We start from the raw sequence: 23,175 nt of genomic DNA on the forward strand, positions 1-23,175 counted from the left end.
TTCAGCTTGGGCTTTTTTCTCAGCTTCAGCTTTTGCGTCGGCTTCTGCTTTGGCTTTATCAGCTGGTTTGGTGGGAATGGTGGTTGGGTTGTTCGTTGGTGTATCTGGCGAATTACTACCACAAGCAGCAATTGCTAAAGCCAATGCGGTTAATGTACCAACTTTACAAATATTAGAAAACAGCATAGAAACTCCCTAAAATGGTTAGATTTTAGGGTGGGGAGAGTACATTTGACAAAGAGTGTACCCCCCCCCTGAGATTTTAAGTGCACTTATATACACTAATTATTTATAGAAAGACTAAATAGATAGTGTGATATAAACAGTACATTCATATTCTTACGCAATTCTCAACAAAAGGCAAGTATGAATTACACTAATTTTAGATAAATTTACAAAATATGACATTTTTGATTACCAATGTTACACTTTAGCCCATCAAAGCCCTGCTTTTAAACTTGCCACAATAAATCTATCCAAATCACCATCAAGCACCGCTTGAGTATTTGAATTTTCTACACCTGTGCGCAAATCTTTAATTCTTGAATCATCAAGTACATAAGAACGAATTTGTGAGCCCCAGCCAATATCTGATTTACTTTCTTCTAAGGCTTGTTGCTTTTCCATGCGTTTTTGCATTTCCAGTTCATAAAGTTTAGCACGAAGCATTTTCATAGCAGTGTCTTTATTAGCGTGCTGGCTGCGTTCATTTTGACACGCCACCACCACACCCGTAGGCTGGTGCGTAATTCGCACAGCACTATCTGTAGTATTAACATGCTGACCGCCTGCACCACTAGAGCGATAAGTATCAATTCTTAAATCTGCAGGGTTAATGTCAATTTGAACATTATCATCAATCTCGGGCGATACAAATACCGCCGCAAACGAGGTGTGTCGTCCATTATTACTATCAAAAGGAGATTTTCGCACCAGTCTATGAACGCCAATTTCAGTACGTAGCCAACCAAAAGCGTAATCACCTTTGACAGCAATGGTTGCCGATTTAATGCCAGCAACCGAACCTTCTGAAACTTCCATTACTTCAGCTTTAAAGCCATGCGATTCACACCAACGCAAATACATTCTTAAAAGCATTTGCGACCAATCCTGAGCTTCCGTACCACCAGAGCCAGCTTGGATATCCAAATAACAATTATTTGCATCCATTTCGCCACTAAACATGCGTTTAAATTCCAAATCAGCAACTTGGGCAGCCGCAGCATCCAGTTCAGTCTGTACATCCACAAGTAAACTTTCATCATTGGCTTCTTGCGCTAGCTCAAGCATTGCAGCAGCATCATCTAATTTGGTATTTAAATTATTAATTGTATCAATAATACCATCCAAAACCGATTTTTCTTTACTGATTTTGGTGGCAAGTTCAGGATTATTCCAAATCTCTGGATTTTCCAACTCTAGATTAACTTCTTCTAAACGTTCTTTTTTAGTTTCTACATCCAGATAACGGTATAATTCTTCACCGCGATTATGTAAATCTTTGATTTGTTCAGTATAAGTTGCAATTTCCACAAAAAACTCTCTTAAATAATTTTTTAAAATTTAAACATTAAATTGCCCAATCCGCCACTTGCCAGCCGTTTTCTATCGCATGAGCCTTTAATGTTTTATCGGGATTAACACATACAGCCACATCAGCGTAGGTTAAAAGTGGTATGTCATTTTTAGAATCTGAATAAGCAATTAGTTTATCAAAAACCACGCCTGCATTTTGTTTTTTTTGAATGAAATTTTTAAGATGGAAAATCTTACCATCTTTAAAATTAGGCTGTCCCAATACTTTTCCTGTATAACCCCTATCAGTTACTTCAAGACGTGTGGCAATGGTATGTCGATTATCCACCCCAAACAATTTGGCAATCGGCAACACCACAAAATCATTGGTGGCACTAATAATCACCACAGTATCGCCGTTTTGTTTGTGGCTGTTGATTTGTTTTAAACCTAAAGGACGCATATTGGGTTTTATCCAAGCTTCTAAATAGTTTTGCTGATAGATGGCAAGCTCAGACAATGATTTGGTTTTTAAAAATTTAGCAACAAATTCGTTATATTCTGTGGCATCAAGCACGCCTGCGATATAATCTTGATAAAATTTATCATTCATTTGTTTGTAATAATCTTTATCCACCAAATCATTTTGGCATAAAAACTCGCCCCAACTGTGGTCGCTATCCACATTTAATAGCGTCATATCCAAATCAAATAACGCCAAATTTGCCATATTATTCCTATTTTTTTGACTGATGGTTGTTTGATTTCTTTATTTGTTATTTAAAGGTACAAAACCAGCATTTATATCAACGATGGATAATAAAATCAAATCATCATTACTAAAGTTATAAATGCCATGTTTTTGATTGGCATCAATGACTACAATCTCGCCTGCTTGCACAATTCTTTGACTGTCTTTATCATCAATCAGTTTTGCGCAGCCTGATACAATCAACCACGTATCTTGACCGTTTGGGTGTTTGTGAGCAGGTAAACTGTGATTTTTGGGGATTTGCCACAGCACTACATTGCTACTTTGGGTTTTATTGGTTAAATCTTTATTTGTCTGATAAATCACCGTGCGAATAGCGCCGTTGGGATTTTTTTGTAAAAACGATGATACATCAATCACATCTGGAATATTCATAAATGCACCCACCATCAGCTAAACTGACAAAAGTAAATTAATGAAAAACTGCTGAAAGTCCAATAAAGGATAATGCACTAATGAGCGCGGCAGCAGGCAATGTTACCACCCAAGCCAAAGCGATTGGACGCATAAGTTTCCAGTTGGTGTTTTTATTGACCATACCAATACCCAACACCGCTCCCACCAAAATATGAGTGCTAGAAACTGGAATGCCAAGACTGGATGCACCCATAACCACGGTTGCCGCAGCAAGCTCAGCTGCAAAACCTGATGCAGGGTGCATTTCTGTTAGATTGGTACCAACGGTTTGAATGACTTCTTTGCCAATAAACCACAAACCAACAATCAGTGACACCCCAAAAGTTACCATCACAGGTGCAGGCACTACGGTTTGATCAGCAATCATGTTGTCCTTTATCACATCCATAATCGCCACAAATGGACCTACAGCGTTAGCAATGTCATTTGAGCCATGACTAAAAGCAAAAGCACAGGCTGTAAATACCTGCATCCAACTAAACATAATAAACGTTGCTTTTCCCAAATCTTCTTTATGTTTACCACGTATGGTTTTGGTATAAATAAATGCGGTCAGCCACACCATCGCTCCAATCATACCCATGGTTAAGCCTGCATGTAGTGTAGAAAGATTCAGCCCTGTATGAGCCAAGCCCTTAAATACCACCATTGCCGTCATAATCACTGCGCCTAAAGCTGCAATAAACGGCACCCAAGTTTTTAGAGCTTTTAGGGTGTCTATGCCATCGCGTTTTTCTTCTATAGAATGTAACTCTTTATAGTAATTAGTTTCTAAATCTTCAGCAACAACGTCTGAATCTTTATACATTTCTTGGTCTCGCAGTAAAGCTGCGGTATAGTGGATTTTTTCGTCTTCGGATAGGTGTTCAAAATATTCTTTTTGTTTGCGTTTTAATGCTTTTTTTTCGGCTTTTAATGCTTTTACTTCAACTTCCATACTGTCATTATAAGCCAAAATATGCCGTTTAATCAGTCCATATAAAAAGTAAGAAAAAATCCCCCCAAGTAGTGGAGAGATAACCCAAGACATGGCAATCTCACCAATCTTTGCCCACTTTACAGTAGAAAAAGCAAAACCTGCACCACCAACATGAACCCCAAGCACTATTGAAGAGCCAACAATTCCTCCAATAATGGCATGTGTCGTAGAAACTGGCAAACCTTTTTTGGTGGCAAATAAAAGCCAAAACGCTGCTGCAACCAGCGCTGATAACATCAAATAAATAAACTGGTTTGGTGAGACGTGCAGCTCGCCAATATCCACAATGCCACTACGAATGGTGTCAGTTACCGCACCACCTGCCAAAACCGCGCCCGATACTTCAAAAATTGCAGCAACCGCTAAAGCCTGCGTTACGGTTAAAGTTCCTGCCCCAACGGAAGTCCCAAAAGAGTTGGCAACATCGTTTCCTCCGATGTTAAATGCCATAAAAATCCCAAAAAAACTCGCCACCAAAAATAACATAACTTGATTATAATGGGTGTAATCCAATCCCCACCATAAAAAATAAATACACATCCCTGTCATCAGTAAGGCAAAAAAAAGATTTGCCATCATAGGGGTTTGTTGTTTTGCTGATGAATTCGTCATAAATCCGCCAAGTAAATGCAAAATTTTATTTAAAATAACTTTCCATATTGTAACATATTTGCCAAATCTTTCTAAGCCATCAATCAGCTATTTTTATTTTATCCTACCAATAAACAATAAAGCCCAATAAATATATTGGGTCTTATTATTTGAATTTAGACAATTAGTTTAAACAGCAGCAACTGTAAAATGCTGGTGTAAATGGGCTTTATTTTCAAGGTCATCAGCAATGGCAATCGCTAAATCCGCCACACTAATACCCGCTGGATTATCGCCCGCCATTAAAAGCGTATTATCGCCCAAACGATATTGACCTGTGCGTTCCTCGCTATAATTACCTGTCATCCCTAAAGCTACTGGCGGAGAAATAAATGCCCAATTAACATCTGTTTGAGTTTTTAAATCAGCTAATAAATTGCGAGCAGCATTGGCACCATCATAAATTTCTTTTGGGAAAACAGGCGTATCAATCAATTGAACGCCATCTGCCACATACAAACTACCTGCTCCACCAACAACCAAAAGATAAGCAACATTGGCTTTTTTAGCATTCTTGACAATGGCATTTGCTCCATTGGTAAAATCTTGACCAATATTAGGGTTTGTCCAACCTGCATTAAAGGCACTGACCACCGCATCAAAACCTACCAAATGTTGAGCAAACTCTTTAGTTGTAACATCAACACTTATTGCTGTTAAATTGTCTTGTGCTGGGATTTTATCAGCGCCGCGAGCAAAGGCGGTTACCTTATGACCGCGATTGAGCAACTCATTAACTACCGCATGACCTACATAACCTGTCGCCCCAATTACTGCAAAATTTGCCATCGTTTTTCCTCATTAAAGTTAGTTTAATTACCAAACGCATTGCTTTTTTGTTTGATGAATTGTATTATAGATTTTTAAATTATTTTTTGTAAGTACTTACATAAAAGTAAGCATTGAAAAAAATTTATAAGTGATTGATATGAATAATGATTTATTTTTAAAAAACTTTCAACGCGGTAATGTTTTGGCATCGCTTTGTCCTTCTCGTAAAATTTTAGAGCATCTAACCAGTCGCTGGGGGGTTTTGGTGATGTTAGTGCTGTATAATAAAACATTAAGATTTAGTGAAATTCGTCGTCAAGTTGATGGAATAAGCGAACGTATGCTTGCCCAGACATTAAAAAATTTGGAAAAAGATGGTATGGTCATTCGTACCTCTCACCATACCGTGCCGCCTCATGTGGATTATCATTTAAGTAAATACGGAAAAGAAGCTAGCCAAAAAATTGCAGATTTGGTGGATTGGTTGGAAATTAATTTAAATGATATTTTGCAACATTCCACTCATTGACTAATAACTGATTTGATAGACTTACATTAGGGAAACTTATGCCGCACGTCCAAACACTGGTTGATACTTTAACCCATTACAAAACCTTGCCACACCATCAAGATGCCAAACTTGCCCATGTACTACAAGACATACAAACCTGGCAAAAACAGCGAATTCGAAAATCTCATAACCAGTTATTTACTAATCCCCAAACAGCCGCTTTAGCCGATTATCTTGTTCATCGTATTTACAGTGATGATGCGTTTGATGTGGTTGCCAATCAATTATTGACCGCAGGTCAAAAAGCCCAAGATGGTTCAGGTCGCTTAAAAAAATTAATTCCACAAAATGTATTGGCAACTGGAGTTTTGGGGGTAAAGGCGGCTGTTATGGCAGTGGAGCTGGATTTGGTGCTGGCAAAAGTTATCTTAAATAACCCCACACTTTATCAAATGTATCAAGACACCGGCATTGATTGGAATTTAATCACTAAAGCCTATCCTCTGGCTCACCAAAAACAAGAACGTATTGCCCAAACTCAAAATATTGAATACGTCTGCAAACAATCATATCACTACTTTAATTCTTTTTTGGTGCAAAAAGCATTTGATTTTGCCAAAAATACCGCTTATGAACACGGCTATCAACCTTTGTATGACTTTATTCACGATGGACTAAATGCTATCAAGCGAATAAAAAAAATCAGTGATTTTACCGACAGTTATACTAAGATTGAATTGATGACTATTGATAAAATTTACCAAACCAATTGATAAAAAGGATATGTTATGATTTCTGCTGAACTGATTGAACTGGCGACACAATTTTTAAAAGACCGCACTAAGCAGACAATTTATTTAGATAAGGAAATACTGGCATATCGCTGGAGTGGTGGGCGTCATGGGTCACTTTTGCCAATTGATGTAAATTTATCGTTAACTTTGGATGATTTACATGGAATTGATGGTCAAAAGGCGCAATTAATACAAAATACTCGGCAATTTTTACAAGGTCTGCCCGCCAATCATGTTTTAATGACCGGTAGTCGAGGAGCTGGGAAATCATCACTTATACGAGGGTTATTAGCCAAATTTTACAGCCAAGGTTTGAGAGTTATAGAAGTGGCTCGAGATGACTTATATCATTTGGATAAAATTCGTCAAGTTGTCAAAAATACCAATAACAATTGTCACTATATAGTATTTTGTGATGACTTGGCGTTCAATGTTGAAGATGAAAATTATCGCACCTTAAAAAGCATTTTGGATGGGGCGTTAGATAGTGAACAAGAACGTCTTTTAGTGTATGCCACCAGCAATCGCAGACATCTACTGCCGCAAATGATGAAGGACAATCTTAACATTTATAATGGTCAAACCAGTGAAGTCAATCCCTATGAAACCATCGATGAAACGGTTTCTTTATCTGACCGTTTTGGGCTTTGGCTATCGTTTCACCCCATGAATCAAGATACTTATCTAAATATTGTTCGTCATTATTTAGATAAAAACAAACTCAGCTTAGATGACGCCGCCAAACACGAAGCATTAAAATGGGCAAGTTTGCGCGGTGGTCGTTCTGGGCGAATTGCCTACCAATTCAGTCGCCACTGGATTGGTAGCCAAATGCTGATGGATTAGATTTGAAATTCATGCACAGTGTCAATAAATACTTTGGCATGCTCAGGATTTGTCCACTGAGTAATGCCATGCCCTAAATTGGCAATATAGCCTGTTTTTTCGCCCATATAAGCATCTTTCAACATAGCTTGGGTAGCTTTTTTGATACCGTCAGTACTACCCAACAGTAGCATTGGGTCTAAGTTACCTTGAATGGCTTTGGGGCGAACAACTTTTTTATATTGCAAACTTAAAGATTGTTGGCACTCTTTTAAAGTGGTGCGTGCTTTTGCTAAATTAACTGTCCAATCCAAACCCAATGCATCAGCGGTACTATCAGCTTGAATATCCAACCATAAACCACCACCTTTTGTAAACATCACAATCGGAACATCTGGGTGTTTGACTTTTAGTTTGGCAATAATTTGACGGTTATATCTATGGCTAAACTCAATAAATTCTTGATATGCTAAAGCCCCGCCCCAACTGTCAAAAATCTGCAGTACCTGAGCGCCCGCTTTGACTTGAGCGTCTAAATAATCAACCACCACGTCGCTAATTTTAGCCAATAAAACATGCAGCAATTCTGGCGTGGTATACATCATTTGCTTAATGTGGCGAAAATCACGACTAGAACCGCCTTCTACCATATAGGTTGCCAAAGTCCATGCACTGCCACTAAACCCAAACAATGGCACTTGACCTGCAAGAGCATGGCGAATGCTAGTAACAGCACGCATGACATAATCAAGCTCATTGGCGACATCAATTTTAGGTAAATGAGCAATATCCGTTTCAGTACGAATGGTTTTGTGAAATTTTGGTCCCTCACCTGCTTCAAAATACAAACCTAAACCAAGTGCATCAGGAATAGTCAAAATATCACTAAATAAAATCGCTGCATCAAGCTCAAAACGGCGTAAAGGCTGCAATGTAACTTCGGTCGCAAAATCAGTATTTTTACACAAACTTAAAAAATCACCTGCTTGAGCACGTGTTTGTTTGTATTCTGGTAAATAACGACCTGCTTGTCGCATCATCCAAACAGGTGTTGTATCAACAGGTAAAAAATTTAATGCGCGCAATAAACGGTCATTTTTAAGAGCTGGGAAATTTGGATTTATTGTCATAATCAACCTTATTTGTCCATTAATTTATAAAATCGCCATATCATCACGATGCACCATAATTGCCTTATTGGCATCGGTAAGATTTAATATGGCTAGCACCTCATGTGTGTGTTGTTTGGTAATTTTTTTGGCATCATTTGCTGAAAATGCAACTTGACCAACAGCAACTTTTACTTTATCTTGGCTGATAATTTCTACCACATCGCCCGCCTCAAAATCGCCCTGTACCTCCACCACGCCAACTGGCAATAATGATTTACCATTATCTAAAATGGCTAGTTTTGCCCCATCATCAATAATTAATGTGCCTGACATGCGAACATGAGCGGCAAGCCATTGTTTTTTGGCAATCAATTTGTCTTTTTCATCAGTAGCCAGATAAGTGCCGATAGCCTCGCCTGCCACCAAACGCGTGATGACATTTTCTGCCTTGCCGCTAGCAATAATGGTTGGACAATTTGCCATTGCTGCCAATCTAGCAGCGCGTACCTTAGTCAGCATGCCACCACTGCCCCATTTTCCACCGTCGCCAGCCACATCAAACAAATAATCCGCCATTGCACGTTCTTGGCTAATAAGTTTGGCATCACAATTTTTGCTAGGATTATCTGTAAAAATACCTTGTTGGTCCGTCAAGATGATATACAAATCCGCCGAAAGAATGGTTGCCGCCATTGCTCCTAAGGTGTCATTATCTCCAAACTTAATTTCACCATAGGAAATTGAATCGTTTTCATTAATCACTGGTACAACACGCCAAGCAATGAGCTGATTCATTGTTTGGCTAATGTTTAAATAGCGTGAACGATGAGAAAGATCATCGTGAGTTAATAAAATTTGTGATGATTGCACACCTCTTTGAATTAAAGCCTGCCACCATGTTTCAATCAGACCCATTTGACCAATGGATGCGCACGCTTGCAATGCTGGCAATTTTTTGGGGCGTTCAGCCAGTCCCATACGCACTACCCCTTCAGCAATTGCTCCACTAGACACAAGTACAACTTCCACGCCTTGTTTATGCACTTCAGCAATCTGTTTTGCCCATTCATAAATAGCGGTACGGTCAAGTCCCTTGCCGTTATTGGTTAGGAGCGATGAGCCAATTTTTACAACAATTCTATGGATTTTTTGTTTCATATGCATCCATTTTTATCAACAATTTAATTAATCATACTGATTAATATGGAGCGTATTCTACTTCCACATCATAATCATCGTCATCATCATAATCATCGTCCAAATCCACCCCCTCTCTTTGGGCTTTGCGACGCATACGATAGGCTTCTTTTTGAATTTCACTGTTATGACGAACTTCTTCTTCCAATTTAGCAAAACGCAATGCTTGATTGTTAGCAAAATCAGCATCTTCCGCTTCACGCTGACGTTCCTGCTCAATTTCATTCATCAAATAGTACTTAACTTCATCCAAACCAAACCCAGAAATGGTTGAAGTTAAAAATACTTTGCCTTGCCAACCTAAATGTTGAACAATTTCATCACAAACGCGTAAACGTTCAGTATCATCGAGTTGGTCAATTTTATTTAATACCAAAATTTGTGGAAGTTCTGATAATGCTGTTGAAAATTTCGCTAATTCATTTAAAATGATTTTAGCGTTATCTACAGGGTCTGAACCGTCAATTGGTTTGACATCAACAATATGCAAAAGTCGTCTGGTGCGTGCAACGTGTTTTAAAAAACGAATGCCAAGCCCTGCGCCATCGGACGCCCCTTCAATCAATCCAGGAATATCTGCCATTACAAACGATTGATGCGTACCCACATCAACCACTCCAAGATTTGGTACAAGTGTTGTAAAGGGATAATCAGCAACTTTGGGACGAGCCGCTGACACTTGACGAATAAACGTGGATTTACCAGCATTGGGCAGCCCAATAAGCCCCACATCCGCAACAACTTTTAGCTCTAATTTTAAATTTTTAGCTTCACCAGGAAATCCAGGGATGGCTTTTCTTGGGGCTTGGTTAGTGCTGGTTTTAAATCGTGTATTACCAAATCCACCATCACCACCCTTGGCAACGCGAAATTTTTGACCAACTTTGATTAAATCACCAATCACAGTGTCCGTATCGGTATCAATAATGGTTGTACCAACTGGCACGTGTAGATAAATATCATCGGCACCTTTACCTGAACAGTTTTTAGAACGTCCATTTTCACCACGTTTGGCTTCAAACTTGCGGGTGTAACGATAATCAACCAGTGTATTGGTATTATCATCAGCAATTACATAAATATCACCGCCCTTACCGCCATCACCACCGTCAGGACCGCCTTTGGGGATAAATTTTTCTCGGCGAAAGCTGACAATTCCATTACCACCATCACCGGCTTTGACGCTAATAACCGCTTCATCAATAAAACGCATGACATTCTCAAATTTCTAAAAATTTTTATTTTATCATAAGTTAATCGATTTTCAGTTGTATTGTCTAGAATTTTTTGCTCAGTTATTTTGCTGGCTAACTTCCATCAAAAAAGCCCACTGTCAAAAACAATGAGCTTAAATCAATATTAAAACTTATTGATATTATTTGGCTAGTACCGATACATAACGGCGACCGAACTGACCTTTGGTTTCAAATTTTACCACGCCTTCAGTCAAAGCAAATAGAGTATGGTCTCTACCCATACCTACACCAGCACCTGCATGAAATTCAGTACCACGCTGACGAACAATAATGTTACCTGCAACTACGTCTTGACCACCAAATACTTTTACACCAAGCATTTTTGGGTTTGAATCACGACCGTTACGAGTAGAACCTGCGGCTTTTTTATGTGCCATGAGAATGTCTCCTAATAAATGTCTAAACAGACATCAATAAGTGTAAGTAGTTTAAGCGTTAATCGCGGTGATTTTCAGCTCAGTGTACCATTGACGATGACCTTGCTCTTTGTGGTAGTGTTTACGACGACGATGTTTTACAATACGTACTTTTTTACCACGACCATGGCTAACCACTTCAGCAACAACATTGGCACCAGCAACAACAGGCTCACCAATTTTAATCTCGCTACCATTAACAACCATCAATACTTCTTCAACAATGATAGAAGCACCAACTTCAGCCTTTAATAACTCAACTTTTAAAGTTTCGCCAACCGTTACGCGGTGTTGCTTGCCACCACTTTTGATTACTGCGTACATTTATGCTCTCCAATGTACCTGTAGTGCCGTGACTATCCCTTGATAGCACTTGATAACGAACACGACAAGGAAAAATAAGGCGTGATTCTACTATAATTAAGATAAAAAAACAAGTAATTTTTTGCTGATTTTTTATTAAATTTGTTTATTACATTCCTTGATAAATTGCATAATTAAATCGCTGATGATAATATCTCCACAAACTGTGATAATTTATGCGGATAAACAGTATGCTATATATCATCTCAATACTGATTAGTAGTATTGTCTTTATCTCTGGGCTAATTGTTATTCATAAAAAACCCCACTTGGCAAATCAAATATTAGGGAAGTTGGTATTTTTTGGTTTTGTTTTGCAAATATTGACAAATTGGTCATTTTGGGGAGAAGGCACTTCATTCAATCCATTTGCTGTTATCATCAGCACAGATAAAAGTTACATTCGATTTATGATTTTATGTTTGGTTAGTATTTTTTGCTATTCAAGTGCACTTGCTTTATTATATAAAGCACATGATTTTTATAACAACCCATCCAACGAAGATAATTTATAATTATTGATAAAAATCTACTAATCATATGATTAAATTTATTTACCTATCCGTTATTTTATCACTGTTATTTGTTTTGTCTGGTTGTCAGTCGCTATTATTAAATAAATCTGAGCAATCTGAAATCATCAGTAAAAATCGCACCAATATTTCCACTTCTAATAAAGTAAGCTTAAACACAGCTTCCATCTTATTGTCCGCTGGCTTAACCAAAAGCAATGCATGGCAAACTTTCATGATTGTTTAATGGAAGTTAATGGTCTTTTTTTGACAGATGATGATAATGTAGATAAAAATAAATTAGCATTATTAAGTGAACTTTATTACGCTTATGCTGACCATTTAATCAAACAAGATGACTGCAAATATACGGATAGAGAACCAATTCATTCAAATTATAAAAACACATTAAATCATACTTATGAAACTCATTTAAAGAACAATGCAAAATATATTTGTTTAAACCATCATAAACATGCATTAATTAAAACATTAAATTACAGTTATGGTTATTTATTTTACGACCAATTAACTGGAAAAAATACCGATAGTGATTTTGTTCAAGAAAATGATATCAAGACCCAAGATTTATATCATTTAGCAATCAATTCATTAATTTATGAAATTTATAAACAAAAAGATACCGATTATGTTACTGCCATAAAAAGTCAGAACTGGGATGTAAAAAACCAAAACCCATACGGTCAATTGCAAGTTAGTCGCTATCAAATACCAGAAAATACAATTAATTTATATCTGGAGAATGATGCTTTTTTATTAGACAAACTGCAACAACAAGAAAACTCTTTATCGGATTTAATTTCAGCATATGATAAACGCATGAAAAGTCTTCAAACCACCAGCACCCGACAAGGTATTGGTGTGGGCTACGTTGGCATGCTTGAAAATCGTTACGTTTTAAATGTTAAAAATCATACCCCCGTTTATGATTATGACGATTTAAAAAGCCGCATTCACTCTATGGGCAACATACTTTTAACAGCAGTGGCAATTCCATTTGGTCAAAATTTAAACGATGTTTTAAATAGTCATCAAACTAATATTTATTTATTCAACCCTTATCAACATCAATACATTGATATATTGGGTAAAAATTATCCGCTAGCCGCCAATTTTTCGGCGGGCTATTCTCAATGGCTTGATGAAAATCATCTAAGTCAAGCTGGCATTACAAATATACTAAAAAAACAAGATATGATGCTGCCTGAACTGTTTATGTTGGAACCTTATAATCCAAATAAAAAGGTGGTTATTATGGTGCATGGTCTGGCATCAAGTCCAGCGACTTGGCTAAATTTAACTAACAATCTACTTGCTGACCCTGTTTTACGTCAGCATTACCAGGTTTGGCAAATTTTTTATGCCACCAATTTACCCATGTTAGAGAACCGCTATCAAATACAGTCGTTGATTGAAGCGGCGTATCATTTTTCAGACCCCGATGGCAAAAATCCTGCTAGTAAAAACAGCGTCTTAATTGGGCATAGTATGGGCGGGGTAATTTCTAGAATGATGGTATCAAATGACAATCTTTTAGGGAAATTGGACACACTAAATATCAGTAGCAATTCTACCAATAATAATCATCCCTCACAAACCACGATTGAGCAGGCACAAAAACTACTGAAACAAAATTATCATATTGAATTAAATAACCGTTTTGTTTTGCAATCTCTACCTCAGGTAGATACGGCAGTATTTATCTCCAGCCCCTTTCGCGGTACAGATTATGCTGAACGTTGGTTTACATTATTAGCAAGACGTATCATTCGCCTACCCATCAGTTTAACTAAAAACATTGTTGCCATGGCGGGTTCTGATGACGAAAAAACCCTGAAACATGATAATTTTGCGGCATTATATCTGCAAAATGGTGCCAGTCAGCTGTCTGACCGCTCAGCATTTATGCAGCTGACTGCAAACATCGAAATTGACAAAAACGTTCATTATTACAATATTATGGGCAATCACGCCAAAAAATCATTAAACCCAACAAATCAAGACATAAATTCTTTAACAACGCTTGAAAAAATGCGCATGACGAATTTATCAGATGGGATAGTACCTTACAAAAGTTCACATTTAGATGGTGCGGTACGTGAAATTATCCTCAAAGGCAATCATAGCCTACATGAAAACCCCCAAACCGTTAAAGAACTGCGTAAAATCTTACACGAACATTTAAACAATTTGGGGGAAACTAACAGTAATTAACTCGTTATTATTTAGATTTTAATACCGTAAAAATATCTTCTTTAACTGCATTAATGTCTTTGGTACCGTCAAACTGATGATAAGTTGGCGCATTTTCACCTGATTGAGCAACCGCCTGATAGTGAGCAACTAAAGCAGCGGTTTGATTATGGTAAACCTTTAAACGGTCTTTAATGGTTTCTTCTTTGTCATCATCACGCTGAATCAAAGGTTCGCCTGTTTCATCATCAAGTCCTTCTACTTTTGGTGGATTATACACAACATGATACACCCGACCAGATGCTGGATGGCTACGACGACCAGACAAGCGTTTGACAATTTCATCATCAGGTACGCTAATTTCTACCACAAAATCAATGTTTACATTGGCAGCTGAAAGCGCTTCAGCTTGGGCAATAGTGCGGGGAAATCCGTCAAAAATACAACCATTTGCACAGTCAGGTTGCGCGATACGCTCTTTGACCAAATTGATGATGAGCTCATCTGAAACCAGCTGTCCTTTATCCATGACGCTTTTAGCTTGTTTGCCAAGTTCTGTGCCCGCCTTGATGGCTGCACGCAACATATCGCCTGTAGAAACTTGCGGAATGCCAAATTCTTTTGAGATTAATTGAGCTTGAGTGCCTTTACCAGCTCCGGGTGGTCCAAGTAAAATAATTCGCATCATTTTTGTTCTCCAGATTAAAAAGTCTTTATAGGCTGTTCACTATAAACGACTCATGCATAATGTTCAAGCAGTTTTTTAAAATGTTCACCATTTTTTAAAGCTATGTTTTAACATTGGTTTAATTTTAGTATCTTATGGAACCACCTGATTGATATTGAGTTCAGCAGTTTGCTGTTTTTTACCAAGTACAATAGGACTGGCTAATAAATCGCCTTTTTGGGTTGCTGCGGTGCCCGACTTACTGATATGTGCACGCACAATCAGTTCTTTGCCTGCATTTTGCGCAGCAGACAACGTATGTTCTGGCATCATGGCATCCAAATCACTTAATGAAACGTTTAATTTTGCAGAAGTCAATTCATTGGCAGACAATTTTTTAACCGCATAGGGTGCTCCGCCTTGACTATCAGAAATACTAACAAACAAGGTATCTGTTTTTTGCATTTCTGCTAATAGCGATTTATCCACAAAAACACTGATAACAACACCTTGTTTGATTTTTTGTTCTTGTTCATTTATCTTAGCAGTTAGTTCATCAAGACTTTGTAAAGCTTGACTTCTATCACCTGATTTTTTTGCGACGTGAGTGCGTAGTCTGGCAATCCACGCTTTGGCAGCATCTAAATTTCCCGCTCGCATTTCACCCATTGCCATCATCATCAACGCCCCTTCGTGGTCAGGAGTGGTTTTAAGGATTTCAAGAACTGCGTTTTTTGCGGTATTGTCCAAAATACCATTATTAGCAAAAAAACTGGTTTGCGCATAGGTCATGGCAATTTGGCTGTCAGTTGGATTTAGTCGATACGCTCGCGCCAAGGCTTCAACTGCCTGAGGCTGAGCATCCAACGCCAAAAATAATTCTGATAAACGCATCCAGCGGTTTGGGTCGTAAGCGTGCTGATAAACATTGGTTTGCATGGCGCTAATCAAAGCAATGCTGTCTTTTTTTGCCCAGTCCGGCGGAGTGTCAAGCTTACCCGTCAATAAATCATCAGCAATTTGCCCAACGGTATCTTGAGCTGCCCACAGTTTAAATACTGAAGTTCTATCACTGGTCATTAAATAAGCCAAAATCGCCAGAATGGGTATCCAAACCATCACAATGATACGGCTTTTTTTAGATACTGCCGGATAACCTTGTTGATAGGTTTGAGCGGCAATCAGCTGACGTTTTAATTCAGCTTGATAAGCATCAAAAACCACATCATCAATCTTACCCGCCTGCTTATCAGCCAATAATTCAGCAATGCGAGTTTCAAATACTTGAACATTCAGCGCCAAAAGCTGATTATCATTGGCCTTTTTTGCTTTAAACCAAGGAAGAATCACCATCAAAGCAAGCAATACCGAAAGTAAAGCAGCAACACTAAAAAACAAAATTATACTTGGGGTCATCATTTATCCTTGTCTTTGCCGTAATCTGTTAGGATTTTGGCAAGTTTTTGTTCTTCGTTGGCATCTAATGTATTGATTTCTTTATCTGCATTTTGATACTGTGCTTTTTTGGTTCTATAAATCCAGCCTACCAATAACAGCACCAAAAACACGGGAGGAAAAACCCACAAAATCCAAGTGGATGGTCGCATTGGTGGTTTATAGCTAATAAAATCACCATAACGTTCAAACATAAAATCTCGAATTTGACTGTCAGTTTTGCCGTCTTTTATCATTTGATAAGTTTGGTTTTTTAAATCCTGAGCAATAGGCGCATCTGAACTTGCCAAATTTTGATTTTGACATTTTGGGCAACGCAGCTCTTCAATTAAGGCTTTATAACGAGCTTCTTCGTTGGCATCTTTAAAATCATGTATTTCAATTGCTGCTTGGACTGTATTTACCCCAATCAATAAACATAAACCCACCATCACAAATAACTTGTGCATTTTACCCCCTACAAACCTTGGCACGCTTTATTTTTTGCTGTTTGGTCTTTGGCATCATCAGCAAGTGCATCCATACATGGCTTGACTTGGTTTTGCCAATTATGTTCGTTTAACTCGCCCGTTAAATGCTGATAAACCACACCGTGAGCATCCAATACAAATGTTTCGGGAGCGCCAGTCAACCCCAAATCCAGCCCATAACGTCCATCCAAATCCTGCAATGAATACAAAAATGGGTCTTGATACGTTTGCAAATATGACAATGCATCCGTCAGTTCATCTTTATAATTGATGCCAACAATTGGCACATTTTGTGCCTTTAGTTGCAACAAAAACGGATGTTCCACCTTACATGTTGGACACCATGAACCCCACGCATTTAGCAAAAAAGGCGTTTTAGGTAAATCATCCTTAGTTAATGTTTGTTGTGTATTGCTTAATAAGGGAAGCTCAAATGCTGGCAATGGTCTGTTCATTGTTGTATTAATGGTAACCTGGCTTTGTTGCCCTAAGCGGTTAAAAAACATCAGCACCATCAGCACAAACACCAAAAAAGGCAGCATAAAAATCATAAGGTGTTTTTGAGTTTTGGTCATAGGTTACCTGTTTGTTCTTTGTTTAATTTTGCTTTAGATAATTTTGCAATGCGATAACGTTTATCAAGCATGGCAATCATGCCACCAAAAGTCATGATTAACGCTCCAAGCCACAGCCAGCGCACCATTGGTTTGACATAGACACGCACCGCCCATGTTTTACCTGAAATTTGCCCATCGTTATCAGCAATAGGTTCGCCTAACGCCACATAAATTTCATTTAACAAACTTGGTCGCAAACCCACTTCTGTCATTGGCATCATACTAACTACATAGTTGCGTTTTTCTGGATACAATATTGTTAAAAGGCGGTTATTTTTATGTACGGCAATGGTTGCTCGGGTAGCATCATAATTGCTGGCTTTGATCGTTTCAAATTCTTGTAAGTCAAATTCATAACCTTGAACAAGAGTCTTATCACCAACAGTCATCGCAACGTCTTTTTCTACCGATAAATTACTCACGCCTGCCACACCTAAACACACCACCAGCAAGCCCAGATGTGAAATTTGCATACTCCAATAACTTGGTGAAAGTTTACGCAATCCATCGCCAAAACTTTTAGCATTTTTAGTTTTGTCTTTAAAATCCAAAAACATAAATGCAAGTACCCACACACAAAGACTCGCAGTCAAGTAAATAGAGCCAAAAAATGGTATGTTATCACCCAAAAGATTAATCACATACCACAAAACCGCCCCAAAAACTAAGCTGATAACAGCGGTGATAAGCAGCATCTTAAACCATGGACGGCTATCGTATTTGTAGCGTAGATTTGCCCCAGCTCCCATAAACGCAAGTAAAATCCAAGTTGCCGGCACAAATAAAGCATTAAAATAAGGATGACCAACAGAGACTTGACCCAGTTTAAAAGCGTCAGCAATAATAGGATATAAAGTGCCTAAAAGCACCACCAACGTTGCAACCAACAAAATCATATTATTAACAACCAAGATGGTTTCTCGAGATTTTAATTGATAATAACTTTCAGTGGTTAATTTCCAGCCACGAAATGCAAACATCAACAAGCCACCGCCAATCACCAATGCTAAAATGGACAAAATAGCAATCCCACGAGTTGGGTCAGATGCAAACGAATGCACTGAAGTAATCACCCCAGAGCGCACCAAAAACGTACCCAACAAACTCAATGCAAAGCCAAAAATTGCTAGCATAATTGTCCAAGCTTTAAACACGCCTCTTTTTTCAGTAACGGCTAAAGAATGTAAAAGTGCAGTACAAGCAAGCCAAGGCATCAAAGACGCATTTTCTACGGGGTCCCAAAACCACCAGCCGCCCCAACCAAGCTCATAATATGCCCACCAAGAACCAATAGCAATACCCAGCGTCAAAAATCCCCAAGCCGCAATCGTCCAAGGTCTGCTCCAGCGTGTCCATATTGCATCCAATCTACCTGCCCATAAAGCCGCCATACAAAATGCAAACGGCACTGCCAACCCCACATAACCCATATACAAGGTTGGTGGATGAAAAATCAATCCGGGGTCTTGCAGTAATGGATTTAAATCCACGCCATCAACAGGTAAATTTGGCAGACTGCGGTCAAACGGGCTTGATGTAAAAATAAGCATAATAAGCATCATGGTTTGCACCATGCCCAAAATCGCCAAAACCCGAGCGCGCATATCCAGCGGTAGAGCTCGGCTAAATATTGACACAAGCATGCACCAAGCTGATAAGATGGTTATCCATAAAAGCAGTGAACCCTCATGACCACCCCAAGTTGCAGATAATTTATAATACCAGGGCAATAAGCTATTGGAATGGGATGTTACATAAATTAAGCTAAAATCATTACACAAAAATCCTGCTACCAGCCCACCAAACGCTGCCATCATGGCAAAAAATTGAGCGCCCGCCAAACTTGGAGCAAGGCGTTGCCATTGGATTTGATTTTTAATCACGCCAAGCGTTGGAAAAACCGCTTGCAATATTGCCAGCACCAACGCCAAAAGTAAGGCAAAATACCCAAGTTCTGTGATAAGCATATACCATCCTAACAGATGATAATCGTAGTTGATTATCATCGTTTATGTAAAATTTGATTATCTAAAAAAACACTGCCACCAAATGCACCCAGCCTGCCAAAAGCCCAGTGATTGCCCCAAGAACCACTAAAGTCATTTCATCTTCCTTAAAAGCAGGGCGCAACAAATTTTGAAACTCTTTAGGGGTTAATGCTTTTAAACGACTTTCAAACAATCCAAAAATTTTTGATGCTCTGGACGTGTTTAATTTGGGGTCGCGGATTGGCACCATCGTTGCATCAATGGATTTTTCAATGATAATGTCCTTAAACTCGCTTAATTCTTTATTACCCATGCCCATCCGAAGTGTCGTTGCAACAATGGGCGACTCCAAAATTTCATATAAATGTTTTTTGGTTAGTTTTCGAGTTTTGGATGAATGCATGCCATACATCATCTCATACATAACGTTTTCTAAAGTAACCAATTCGTTTACCACAATTTCAGCAAAAACACTGGATACTTCATCTTGGCGTTTCATAAAACCGCCCTGCCACGCATAGCGATGTACATGGGGAAACATGGGATAAATTTTTTTATCTTGGTAACGAAACAGACGAATAAACCATAAATAACGAGGTTCAACAGGGTTAAACACCATCCATATCGCAATCCAATTGGTCAAAGCTCCCCAAATTGCGGCAAAAAATGGCACTGTCCAATGTTGTGGTACAAAATAAAAAATTGCCATTTGCACCAAACCAAAGCCAAAACCTATAACCGCACTGATTTTCCAGATAAAATTAATCTCTTTTTTACCCACCCGTAAAAACATTTCTACCATTAGCTTGCGGTCATTTTCCATTTTTTTAACTATCATTTGACGCATATCTACCAAATCTTCCACATGATAGGTCAAATCCAGCACCAAGGCTTTCATGATAGCGGGCAATTCGTGATGGGCGTGTGCATAAATCCGCCGTTTTATCGCATACGGTAAATGACTCCATAAATTTGGATATTTTTCCAACATAATTTCATCAATCAAACTTTCCAAATTTTTATCCACCGATTGGGTGATAAAATCCGCCATCTCCTCAGGTTCCATTGCCTGAAAAAATTCATCCAATGAGCCTAGTTTGGATAATGTTTGGTCAACAATCACGCCAGAAATTTTGCCCGCTTTAGCAGGAACAATGCCTTGCCAACCAAGCCCTTTTAAACCAAAGGGCATGTCTTTAATGCTGATTCCCCAAAATTTAATGGGATAAAACAGCATCTGTAAAGCCATCCAAACATGCACCCAAGTTACAAAAGCAGTAACTGGTGGAATTGTCAACATGGCAATAAATTCAGGGTGCTTGGCAAGTATAAGCCACAAATCTGATAACATAATGATAGGGCAGGAAAAAAACACTGGCAATTTTACCACAAATTTACTGCAAAAGTACGACAACATAACATTGCCATAAAATATCACCTATGGCTTATTTGTTGATTAAACTTAAAAAATTACAAAACAAATGTTACCATTTTAGTTACAATTGATGTTAAAATGGCAAAGTTATGGTAAATCCCTTTTATTAGCTAAGTTTGTAAAACTATGATAAAATCAGCCATTTTTATTAATTTGTTTAGATTTAAGCACATAACAGATTTAAACTTGTAAGAACCTTATGAACCAACCTTTAACCAATGACTCCGACCAAGCAACGGCGCTTTTTCATAGACGTACACTTTTTGCTGCTATTTTTGTATTATTGGGACTTTTTGGATTGGCATGTCGTTATGGTTACTTACAAATTAGCCAATATGAAAAATACAGCACCAATGCAGAAAATAACCGTATCAAACTGATTTCTGACCCGCCATCACGTGGCTATATCTATGATCGTAATGGTATTTTATTGGCAGATAACACGCCTGTATTTACCGCCGTTATCAGTCCTGATGAACTAGAAAACCCTGAACAAACTTTAAAACTTTTAGCTCCAATTTTTGATTTAAGTGATGAAGAAATCGCCGACATTTTGGCACGTATTGATAAATCAAAAAACGATTTGGTCACCATAAAAATTGACCTAAATGAAGAGCAAATCGCTCAATTTAGTGAAAGAAAGCCCTTTTTTCGTGGCGTAAGTATTCAAACTAAATTAACTCGTGTCTATCCTCATGATGAACTGTTTGCCCATGTTATTGGCTATGTAGGGCGAATCAATGATAAAGAATCCAAACAAATCAAAGCAGACCCTGACCGAAAAGATTTGTATGCTGGTACAGATTTGATAGGAAAACTTGGCATTGAACAGCAATACGAACGAGTGCTGCTAGGTAAACCAGGCTATCAATCTGTGGAAGCTAACGCTCATGGCGAAGTACTGCGACGCTTGGACACAAAAGCGCCTGTAGCAGGCAATGATTTGTATCTTAGTTTGGATTATGGCTTACAATACGTTGCTCAACAACAGCTAGCAGGCAGACGTGGTGCAGTAGTGGCACTTGACCCAAAAAATGGTGATGTTTTAGCTTTTGTTTCAAATCCCAGTTACGACCCCAACCCCTTTGTTTCAGGGATTCCATCAAAGATGTACTCAGCTTTACGTGATGATATTGACCAGCCTTTGTATAATCGGGCATTACAGGGTCTATATCCTCCAGCGTCCACCATCAAACCTTTTGAATCCATGGGGTTTTTGCATTATGGCATTATGGGGTGGAATGACACAATTTTTGACCCGGGATATTTTAGTTTACCTGGAGACAGTCATAAATTTCGTGACTGGAAAAAAGGCGGACATGGGACGGTAGATATGTCTAAATCCATCATCATGTCGGTGGATACCTATTATTATAAAAATGCCTATCGTTTAGGGATTGATAAATTGCATGATTGGATGAGCAGTTTTGGTTTTGGCAAAAAAACAGGGATTGATTTACCCAACGAAAAACCGGGCATCATGCCATCACCTGAATGGAAGCAAAAAACCTATAAAAAAGATTGGTTGCCTGGCGAAACCATTTCGGTATCTATTGGGCAAGGAGCATTTTTGGCGTCTCCATTGCAAGTTGCCAATGCTACCGCCATGACAGCAATCAAAGGCAAACATTTAACTCCACACATTTTAAAAAATTCTAAAGGCGAAGCTGAGGTTCCTATCATCGATAAACCTGATGGAATTATTGAATTTAGTGGCACAGAATCAGACTGGCTAAAAATGCATACCGCAATGGAAGACACGGTTAAACGTGGTACAGCCAAAGGCATCTACACGCCTGTTTATCGCATTGCAGGTAAGACAGGTACAGCGCAGGTCAAATCAATTGCTCAAGGCAAAAGTTACAACAAAGCCGCTTTGGATTCACGCCACTGGGACCATGCATGGTTTACAGGATTTGCTCCTGTTGATGACCCCCAAATCGCCCTAGCCGTTATTGTAGAAAATGGTGGTGGCGGTAGTAAGGTTGCTGCGCCAATTGGTCGGGCATTATTTGATTATTGGGTATTACAACGGGAAAAAAATCCAATTTTACCGCCAAGTAAAGAAGAATATGCCAAAATTCGCGCTGAAAAACACGCTCATTTGCAAGCAAAAATAGAAGCTAACGAAAAAGCCAAAGAGCAAGCAAAATTAAAAGAAACGCAAAAATCGGAAAAAGATAAACACATTAAAGATAAAATCAAATCTGAACATCAATGATAAGATTTTATGACTAA

Annotated in this window: 24 protein-coding genes; 7 read left to right on the top strand and 17 right to left on the bottom strand. The window is 38.5% G+C overall.

The genetic code is table 11. The features are described 5' to 3' along the window. From ACZBKJ_RS07650 to ACZBKJ_RS07675, 6 genes are all read right to left on the bottom strand, one after another. Positions 1-186: hypothetical protein (locus ACZBKJ_RS07650; protein ID WP_463200413.1), on the bottom strand; the 186-nt coding region annotated here is incomplete at its 3' end. Positions 187-438: 252 nt separating this feature from the next. After that, the gene (gene prfB, locus ACZBKJ_RS07655) at positions 439-1,533 is read right to left on the bottom strand and encodes a peptide chain release factor 2 (RefSeq protein ID WP_463200414.1); all 1,095 of its coding nucleotides are present in this window, start codon (positions 1,531-1,533) and stop codon (positions 439-441) included. A gap of 37 nt (positions 1,534-1,570) precedes the next feature. Beyond that, positions 1,571-2,245, bottom strand: a complete 675-nt coding sequence (locus ACZBKJ_RS07660; protein WP_463200415.1) for an HAD family hydrolase — start codon at positions 2,243-2,245, stop codon at positions 1,571-1,573. A gap of 39 nt (positions 2,246-2,284) precedes the next feature. Then, a complete protein-coding gene (locus tag ACZBKJ_RS07665; RefSeq protein WP_463200416.1) occupies positions 2,285-2,662 on the bottom strand; it encodes a cupin domain-containing protein in 378 nt (125 codons plus the stop codon). A gap of 37 nt (positions 2,663-2,699) precedes the next feature. Continuing rightward, positions 2,700-4,295: an inorganic phosphate transporter gene (locus tag ACZBKJ_RS07670; RefSeq protein WP_463200417.1), complete on the bottom strand. Its 1,596-nt coding sequence runs from the start codon at positions 4,293-4,295 to the stop codon at positions 2,700-2,702. A gap of 168 nt (positions 4,296-4,463) precedes the next feature. Continuing rightward, positions 4,464-5,123, bottom strand: a complete 660-nt coding sequence (locus ACZBKJ_RS07675; protein ID WP_463200419.1) for an NAD(P)-dependent oxidoreductase — start codon at positions 5,121-5,123, stop codon at positions 4,464-4,466. A gap of 139 nt (positions 5,124-5,262) precedes the next feature. On the opposite strand from ACZBKJ_RS07675, the gene ACZBKJ_RS07680 reads away from it, so the two are divergent. Genes ACZBKJ_RS07680 through ACZBKJ_RS07690 form a run of 3 tightly spaced genes read left to right on the top strand, consistent with a single transcriptional unit; the run spans position 5,263 to position 7,256 of the window. Next, complete coding sequence (locus ACZBKJ_RS07680; protein WP_463200420.1) at positions 5,263-5,634, top strand: winged helix-turn-helix transcriptional regulator; 372 nt, start codon at positions 5,263-5,265, stop codon at positions 5,632-5,634. Positions 5,635-5,672: 38 nt separating this feature from the next. Next, complete coding sequence (locus ACZBKJ_RS07685; protein ID WP_463200421.1) at positions 5,673-6,389, top strand: FFLEELY motif protein; 717 nt, start codon at positions 5,673-5,675, stop codon at positions 6,387-6,389. A gap of 15 nt (positions 6,390-6,404) precedes the next feature. Beyond that, positions 6,405-7,256, top strand: a complete 852-nt coding sequence (locus ACZBKJ_RS07690) for an ATP-binding protein (RefSeq protein ID WP_463200422.1) — start codon at positions 6,405-6,407, stop codon at positions 7,254-7,256. Here the strand turns inward: ACZBKJ_RS07690 and hemE are convergent. The 5 genes from hemE to rplU form a co-directional block, all read right to left on the bottom strand. Further along, positions 7,253-8,365, bottom strand: coding sequence for a uroporphyrinogen decarboxylase (gene hemE / locus ACZBKJ_RS07695; protein ID WP_463200423.1), 1,113 nt, complete (start codon positions 8,363-8,365; stop codon positions 7,253-7,255). The two genes, ACZBKJ_RS07690 and hemE, sit on opposite strands and share 4 nt — an antisense overlap. A 24-nt stretch (positions 8,366-8,389) precedes the next feature. Next, positions 8,390-9,505, bottom strand: coding sequence for a glutamate 5-kinase (proB, locus tag ACZBKJ_RS07700; RefSeq protein ID WP_463200424.1), 1,116 nt, complete (start codon positions 9,503-9,505; stop codon positions 8,390-8,392). Positions 9,506-9,545: 40 nt separating this feature from the next. Continuing rightward, positions 9,546-10,757 carry an Obg family GTPase CgtA gene (gene cgtA / locus ACZBKJ_RS07705; RefSeq protein WP_463200426.1) on the bottom strand — a complete coding sequence of 404 codons (1,212 nt, stop codon included), beginning with the start codon at positions 10,755-10,757 and terminating at the stop codon, positions 9,546-9,548. 162 nt (positions 10,758-10,919) lie between these two features. Continuing rightward, positions 10,920-11,177 (bottom strand): 50S ribosomal protein L27, encoded by a 258-nt coding sequence (gene rpmA, locus ACZBKJ_RS07710; protein WP_463200427.1) that lies wholly within the window; start codon positions 11,175-11,177, stop codon positions 10,920-10,922. Between the two features lie 51 nt (positions 11,178-11,228). Continuing rightward, a complete protein-coding gene (rplU, locus tag ACZBKJ_RS07715; RefSeq protein WP_463200428.1) occupies positions 11,229-11,540 on the bottom strand; it encodes a 50S ribosomal protein L21 in 312 nt (103 codons plus the stop codon). Between the two features lie 230 nt (positions 11,541-11,770). On the opposite strand from rplU, the gene ACZBKJ_RS07720 reads away from it, so the two are divergent. From ACZBKJ_RS07720 to ACZBKJ_RS07730, 3 genes are read left to right on the top strand one after another with little or no spacing between them, the layout of a single operon-like run. After that, positions 11,771-12,094, top strand: coding sequence for a hypothetical protein (locus ACZBKJ_RS07720; protein WP_463200429.1), 324 nt, complete (start codon positions 11,771-11,773; stop codon positions 12,092-12,094). 25 nt (positions 12,095-12,119) lie between these two features. After that, the gene (locus tag ACZBKJ_RS07725) at positions 12,120-12,338 is read left to right on the top strand and encodes a hypothetical protein (RefSeq protein WP_463200430.1); all 219 of its coding nucleotides are present in this window, start codon (positions 12,120-12,122) and stop codon (positions 12,336-12,338) included. Next, entirely contained in the window at positions 12,314-14,326 is a 2,013-nt protein-coding gene (locus ACZBKJ_RS07730) for an esterase/lipase family protein (RefSeq protein WP_463200431.1), read from the top strand. Before ACZBKJ_RS07725 ends, ACZBKJ_RS07730 begins: the two co-directional genes overlap by 25 nt. 7 nt (positions 14,327-14,333) lie before the next feature. Here the strand turns inward: ACZBKJ_RS07730 and adk are convergent, their stop codons facing one another. From adk to ACZBKJ_RS07760, 6 genes are all read right to left on the bottom strand, one after another. After that, the gene (adk, locus tag ACZBKJ_RS07735; protein WP_463200490.1) at positions 14,334-14,990 is read right to left on the bottom strand and encodes an adenylate kinase; all 657 of its coding nucleotides are present in this window, start codon (positions 14,988-14,990) and stop codon (positions 14,334-14,336) included. Between the two features lie 135 nt (positions 14,991-15,125). Next, positions 15,126-16,388, bottom strand: a complete 1,263-nt coding sequence (gene ccmI, locus ACZBKJ_RS07740; RefSeq protein ID WP_463200432.1) for a c-type cytochrome biogenesis protein CcmI — start codon at positions 16,386-16,388, stop codon at positions 15,126-15,128. Further along, complete coding sequence (locus tag ACZBKJ_RS07745; protein WP_463200433.1) at positions 16,388-16,876, bottom strand: cytochrome c-type biogenesis protein; 489 nt, start codon at positions 16,874-16,876, stop codon at positions 16,388-16,390. Before ACZBKJ_RS07745 ends, ccmI begins: the two co-directional genes overlap by 1 nt. Positions 16,877-16,884: 8 nt before the next feature. Further along, positions 16,885-17,472, bottom strand: coding sequence for a DsbE family thiol:disulfide interchange protein (locus tag ACZBKJ_RS07750; protein ID WP_463200434.1), 588 nt, complete (start codon positions 17,470-17,472; stop codon positions 16,885-16,887). Continuing rightward, entirely contained in the window at positions 17,469-19,481 is a 2,013-nt protein-coding gene (locus ACZBKJ_RS07755) for a heme lyase CcmF/NrfE family subunit (RefSeq protein ID WP_463200435.1), read from the bottom strand. Before ACZBKJ_RS07755 ends, ACZBKJ_RS07750 begins: the two co-directional genes overlap by 4 nt. A gap of 61 nt (positions 19,482-19,542) precedes the next feature. Beyond that, a complete protein-coding gene (locus tag ACZBKJ_RS07760; RefSeq protein WP_463200491.1) occupies positions 19,543-20,853 on the bottom strand; it encodes a hypothetical protein in 1,311 nt (436 codons plus the stop codon). 283 nt (positions 20,854-21,136) lie between these two features. Between ACZBKJ_RS07760 and mrdA the strand changes: the two genes are divergently transcribed. Then, positions 21,137-23,158, top strand: a complete 2,022-nt coding sequence (gene mrdA, locus ACZBKJ_RS07765) for a penicillin-binding protein 2 (protein WP_463200436.1) — start codon at positions 21,137-21,139, stop codon at positions 23,156-23,158. Positions 23,159-23,175: the final 17 nt, after the last annotated feature.

This window comes from Moraxella sp. I5G (genome assembly GCF_055193055.1).

Bases quoted from the DNA above. Each gene is read 5' to 3' on its own strand.
- ACZBKJ_RS07660 (WP_463200415.1), bottom strand. From the start codon at position 2,245: ATGGCAAATTTGGCGTTATTTGATTTGGATATGACGCTATTAAATGTG.
- ACZBKJ_RS07665 (WP_463200416.1), bottom strand. From the start codon at position 2,662: ATGAATATTCCAGATGTGATTGATGTATCATCGTTTTTACAAAAAAAT.
- ACZBKJ_RS07670 (WP_463200417.1), bottom strand. From the start codon at position 4,295: ATGACGAATTCATCAGCAAAACAACAAACCCCTATGATGGCAAATCTT.
- ACZBKJ_RS07675 (WP_463200419.1), bottom strand. From the start codon at position 5,123: ATGGCAAATTTTGCAGTAATTGGGGCGACAGGTTATGTAGGTCATGCG.
- ACZBKJ_RS07680 (WP_463200420.1), top strand. From the start codon at position 5,263: ATGAATAATGATTTATTTTTAAAAAACTTTCAACGCGGTAATGTTTTG.
- ACZBKJ_RS07685 (WP_463200421.1), top strand. From the start codon at position 5,673: ATGCCGCACGTCCAAACACTGGTTGATACTTTAACCCATTACAAAACC.
- ACZBKJ_RS07690 (WP_463200422.1), top strand. From the start codon at position 6,405: ATGATTTCTGCTGAACTGATTGAACTGGCGACACAATTTTTAAAAGAC.
- hemE (WP_463200423.1), bottom strand. From the start codon at position 8,365: ATGACAATAAATCCAAATTTCCCAGCTCTTAAAAATGACCGTTTATTG.
- proB (WP_463200424.1), bottom strand. From the start codon at position 9,505: ATGAAACAAAAAATCCATAGAATTGTTGTAAAAATTGGCTCATCGCTC.
- cgtA (WP_463200426.1), bottom strand. From the start codon at position 10,757: ATGCGTTTTATTGATGAAGCGGTTATTAGCGTCAAAGCCGGTGATGGT.
- rpmA (WP_463200427.1), bottom strand. From the start codon at position 11,177: ATGGCACATAAAAAAGCCGCAGGTTCTACTCGTAACGGTCGTGATTCA.
- rplU (WP_463200428.1), bottom strand. From the start codon at position 11,540: ATGTACGCAGTAATCAAAAGTGGTGGCAAGCAACACCGCGTAACGGTT.
- ACZBKJ_RS07720 (WP_463200429.1), top strand. From the start codon at position 11,771: ATGCTATATATCATCTCAATACTGATTAGTAGTATTGTCTTTATCTCT.
- ACZBKJ_RS07725 (WP_463200430.1), top strand. From the start codon at position 12,120: ATGATTAAATTTATTTACCTATCCGTTATTTTATCACTGTTATTTGTT.
- ACZBKJ_RS07730 (WP_463200431.1), top strand. From the start codon at position 12,314: ATGGCAAACTTTCATGATTGTTTAATGGAAGTTAATGGTCTTTTTTTG.
- adk (WP_463200490.1), bottom strand. From the start codon at position 14,990: ATGCGAATTATTTTACTTGGACCACCCGGAGCTGGTAAAGGCACTCAA.
- ccmI (WP_463200432.1), bottom strand. From the start codon at position 16,388: ATGACCCCAAGTATAATTTTGTTTTTTAGTGTTGCTGCTTTACTTTCG.
- ACZBKJ_RS07745 (WP_463200433.1), bottom strand. From the start codon at position 16,876: ATGCACAAGTTATTTGTGATGGTGGGTTTATGTTTATTGATTGGGGTA.
- ACZBKJ_RS07750 (WP_463200434.1), bottom strand. From the start codon at position 17,472: ATGACCAAAACTCAAAAACACCTTATGATTTTTATGCTGCCTTTTTTG.
- ACZBKJ_RS07755 (WP_463200435.1), bottom strand. From the start codon at position 19,481: ATGCTTATCACAGAACTTGGGTATTTTGCCTTACTTTTGGCGTTGGTG.
- ACZBKJ_RS07760 (WP_463200491.1), bottom strand. From the start codon at position 20,853: ATGTTATCAGATTTGTGGCTTATACTTGCCAAGCACCCTGAATTTATT.
- mrdA (WP_463200436.1), top strand. From the start codon at position 21,137: ATGAACCAACCTTTAACCAATGACTCCGACCAAGCAACGGCGCTTTTT.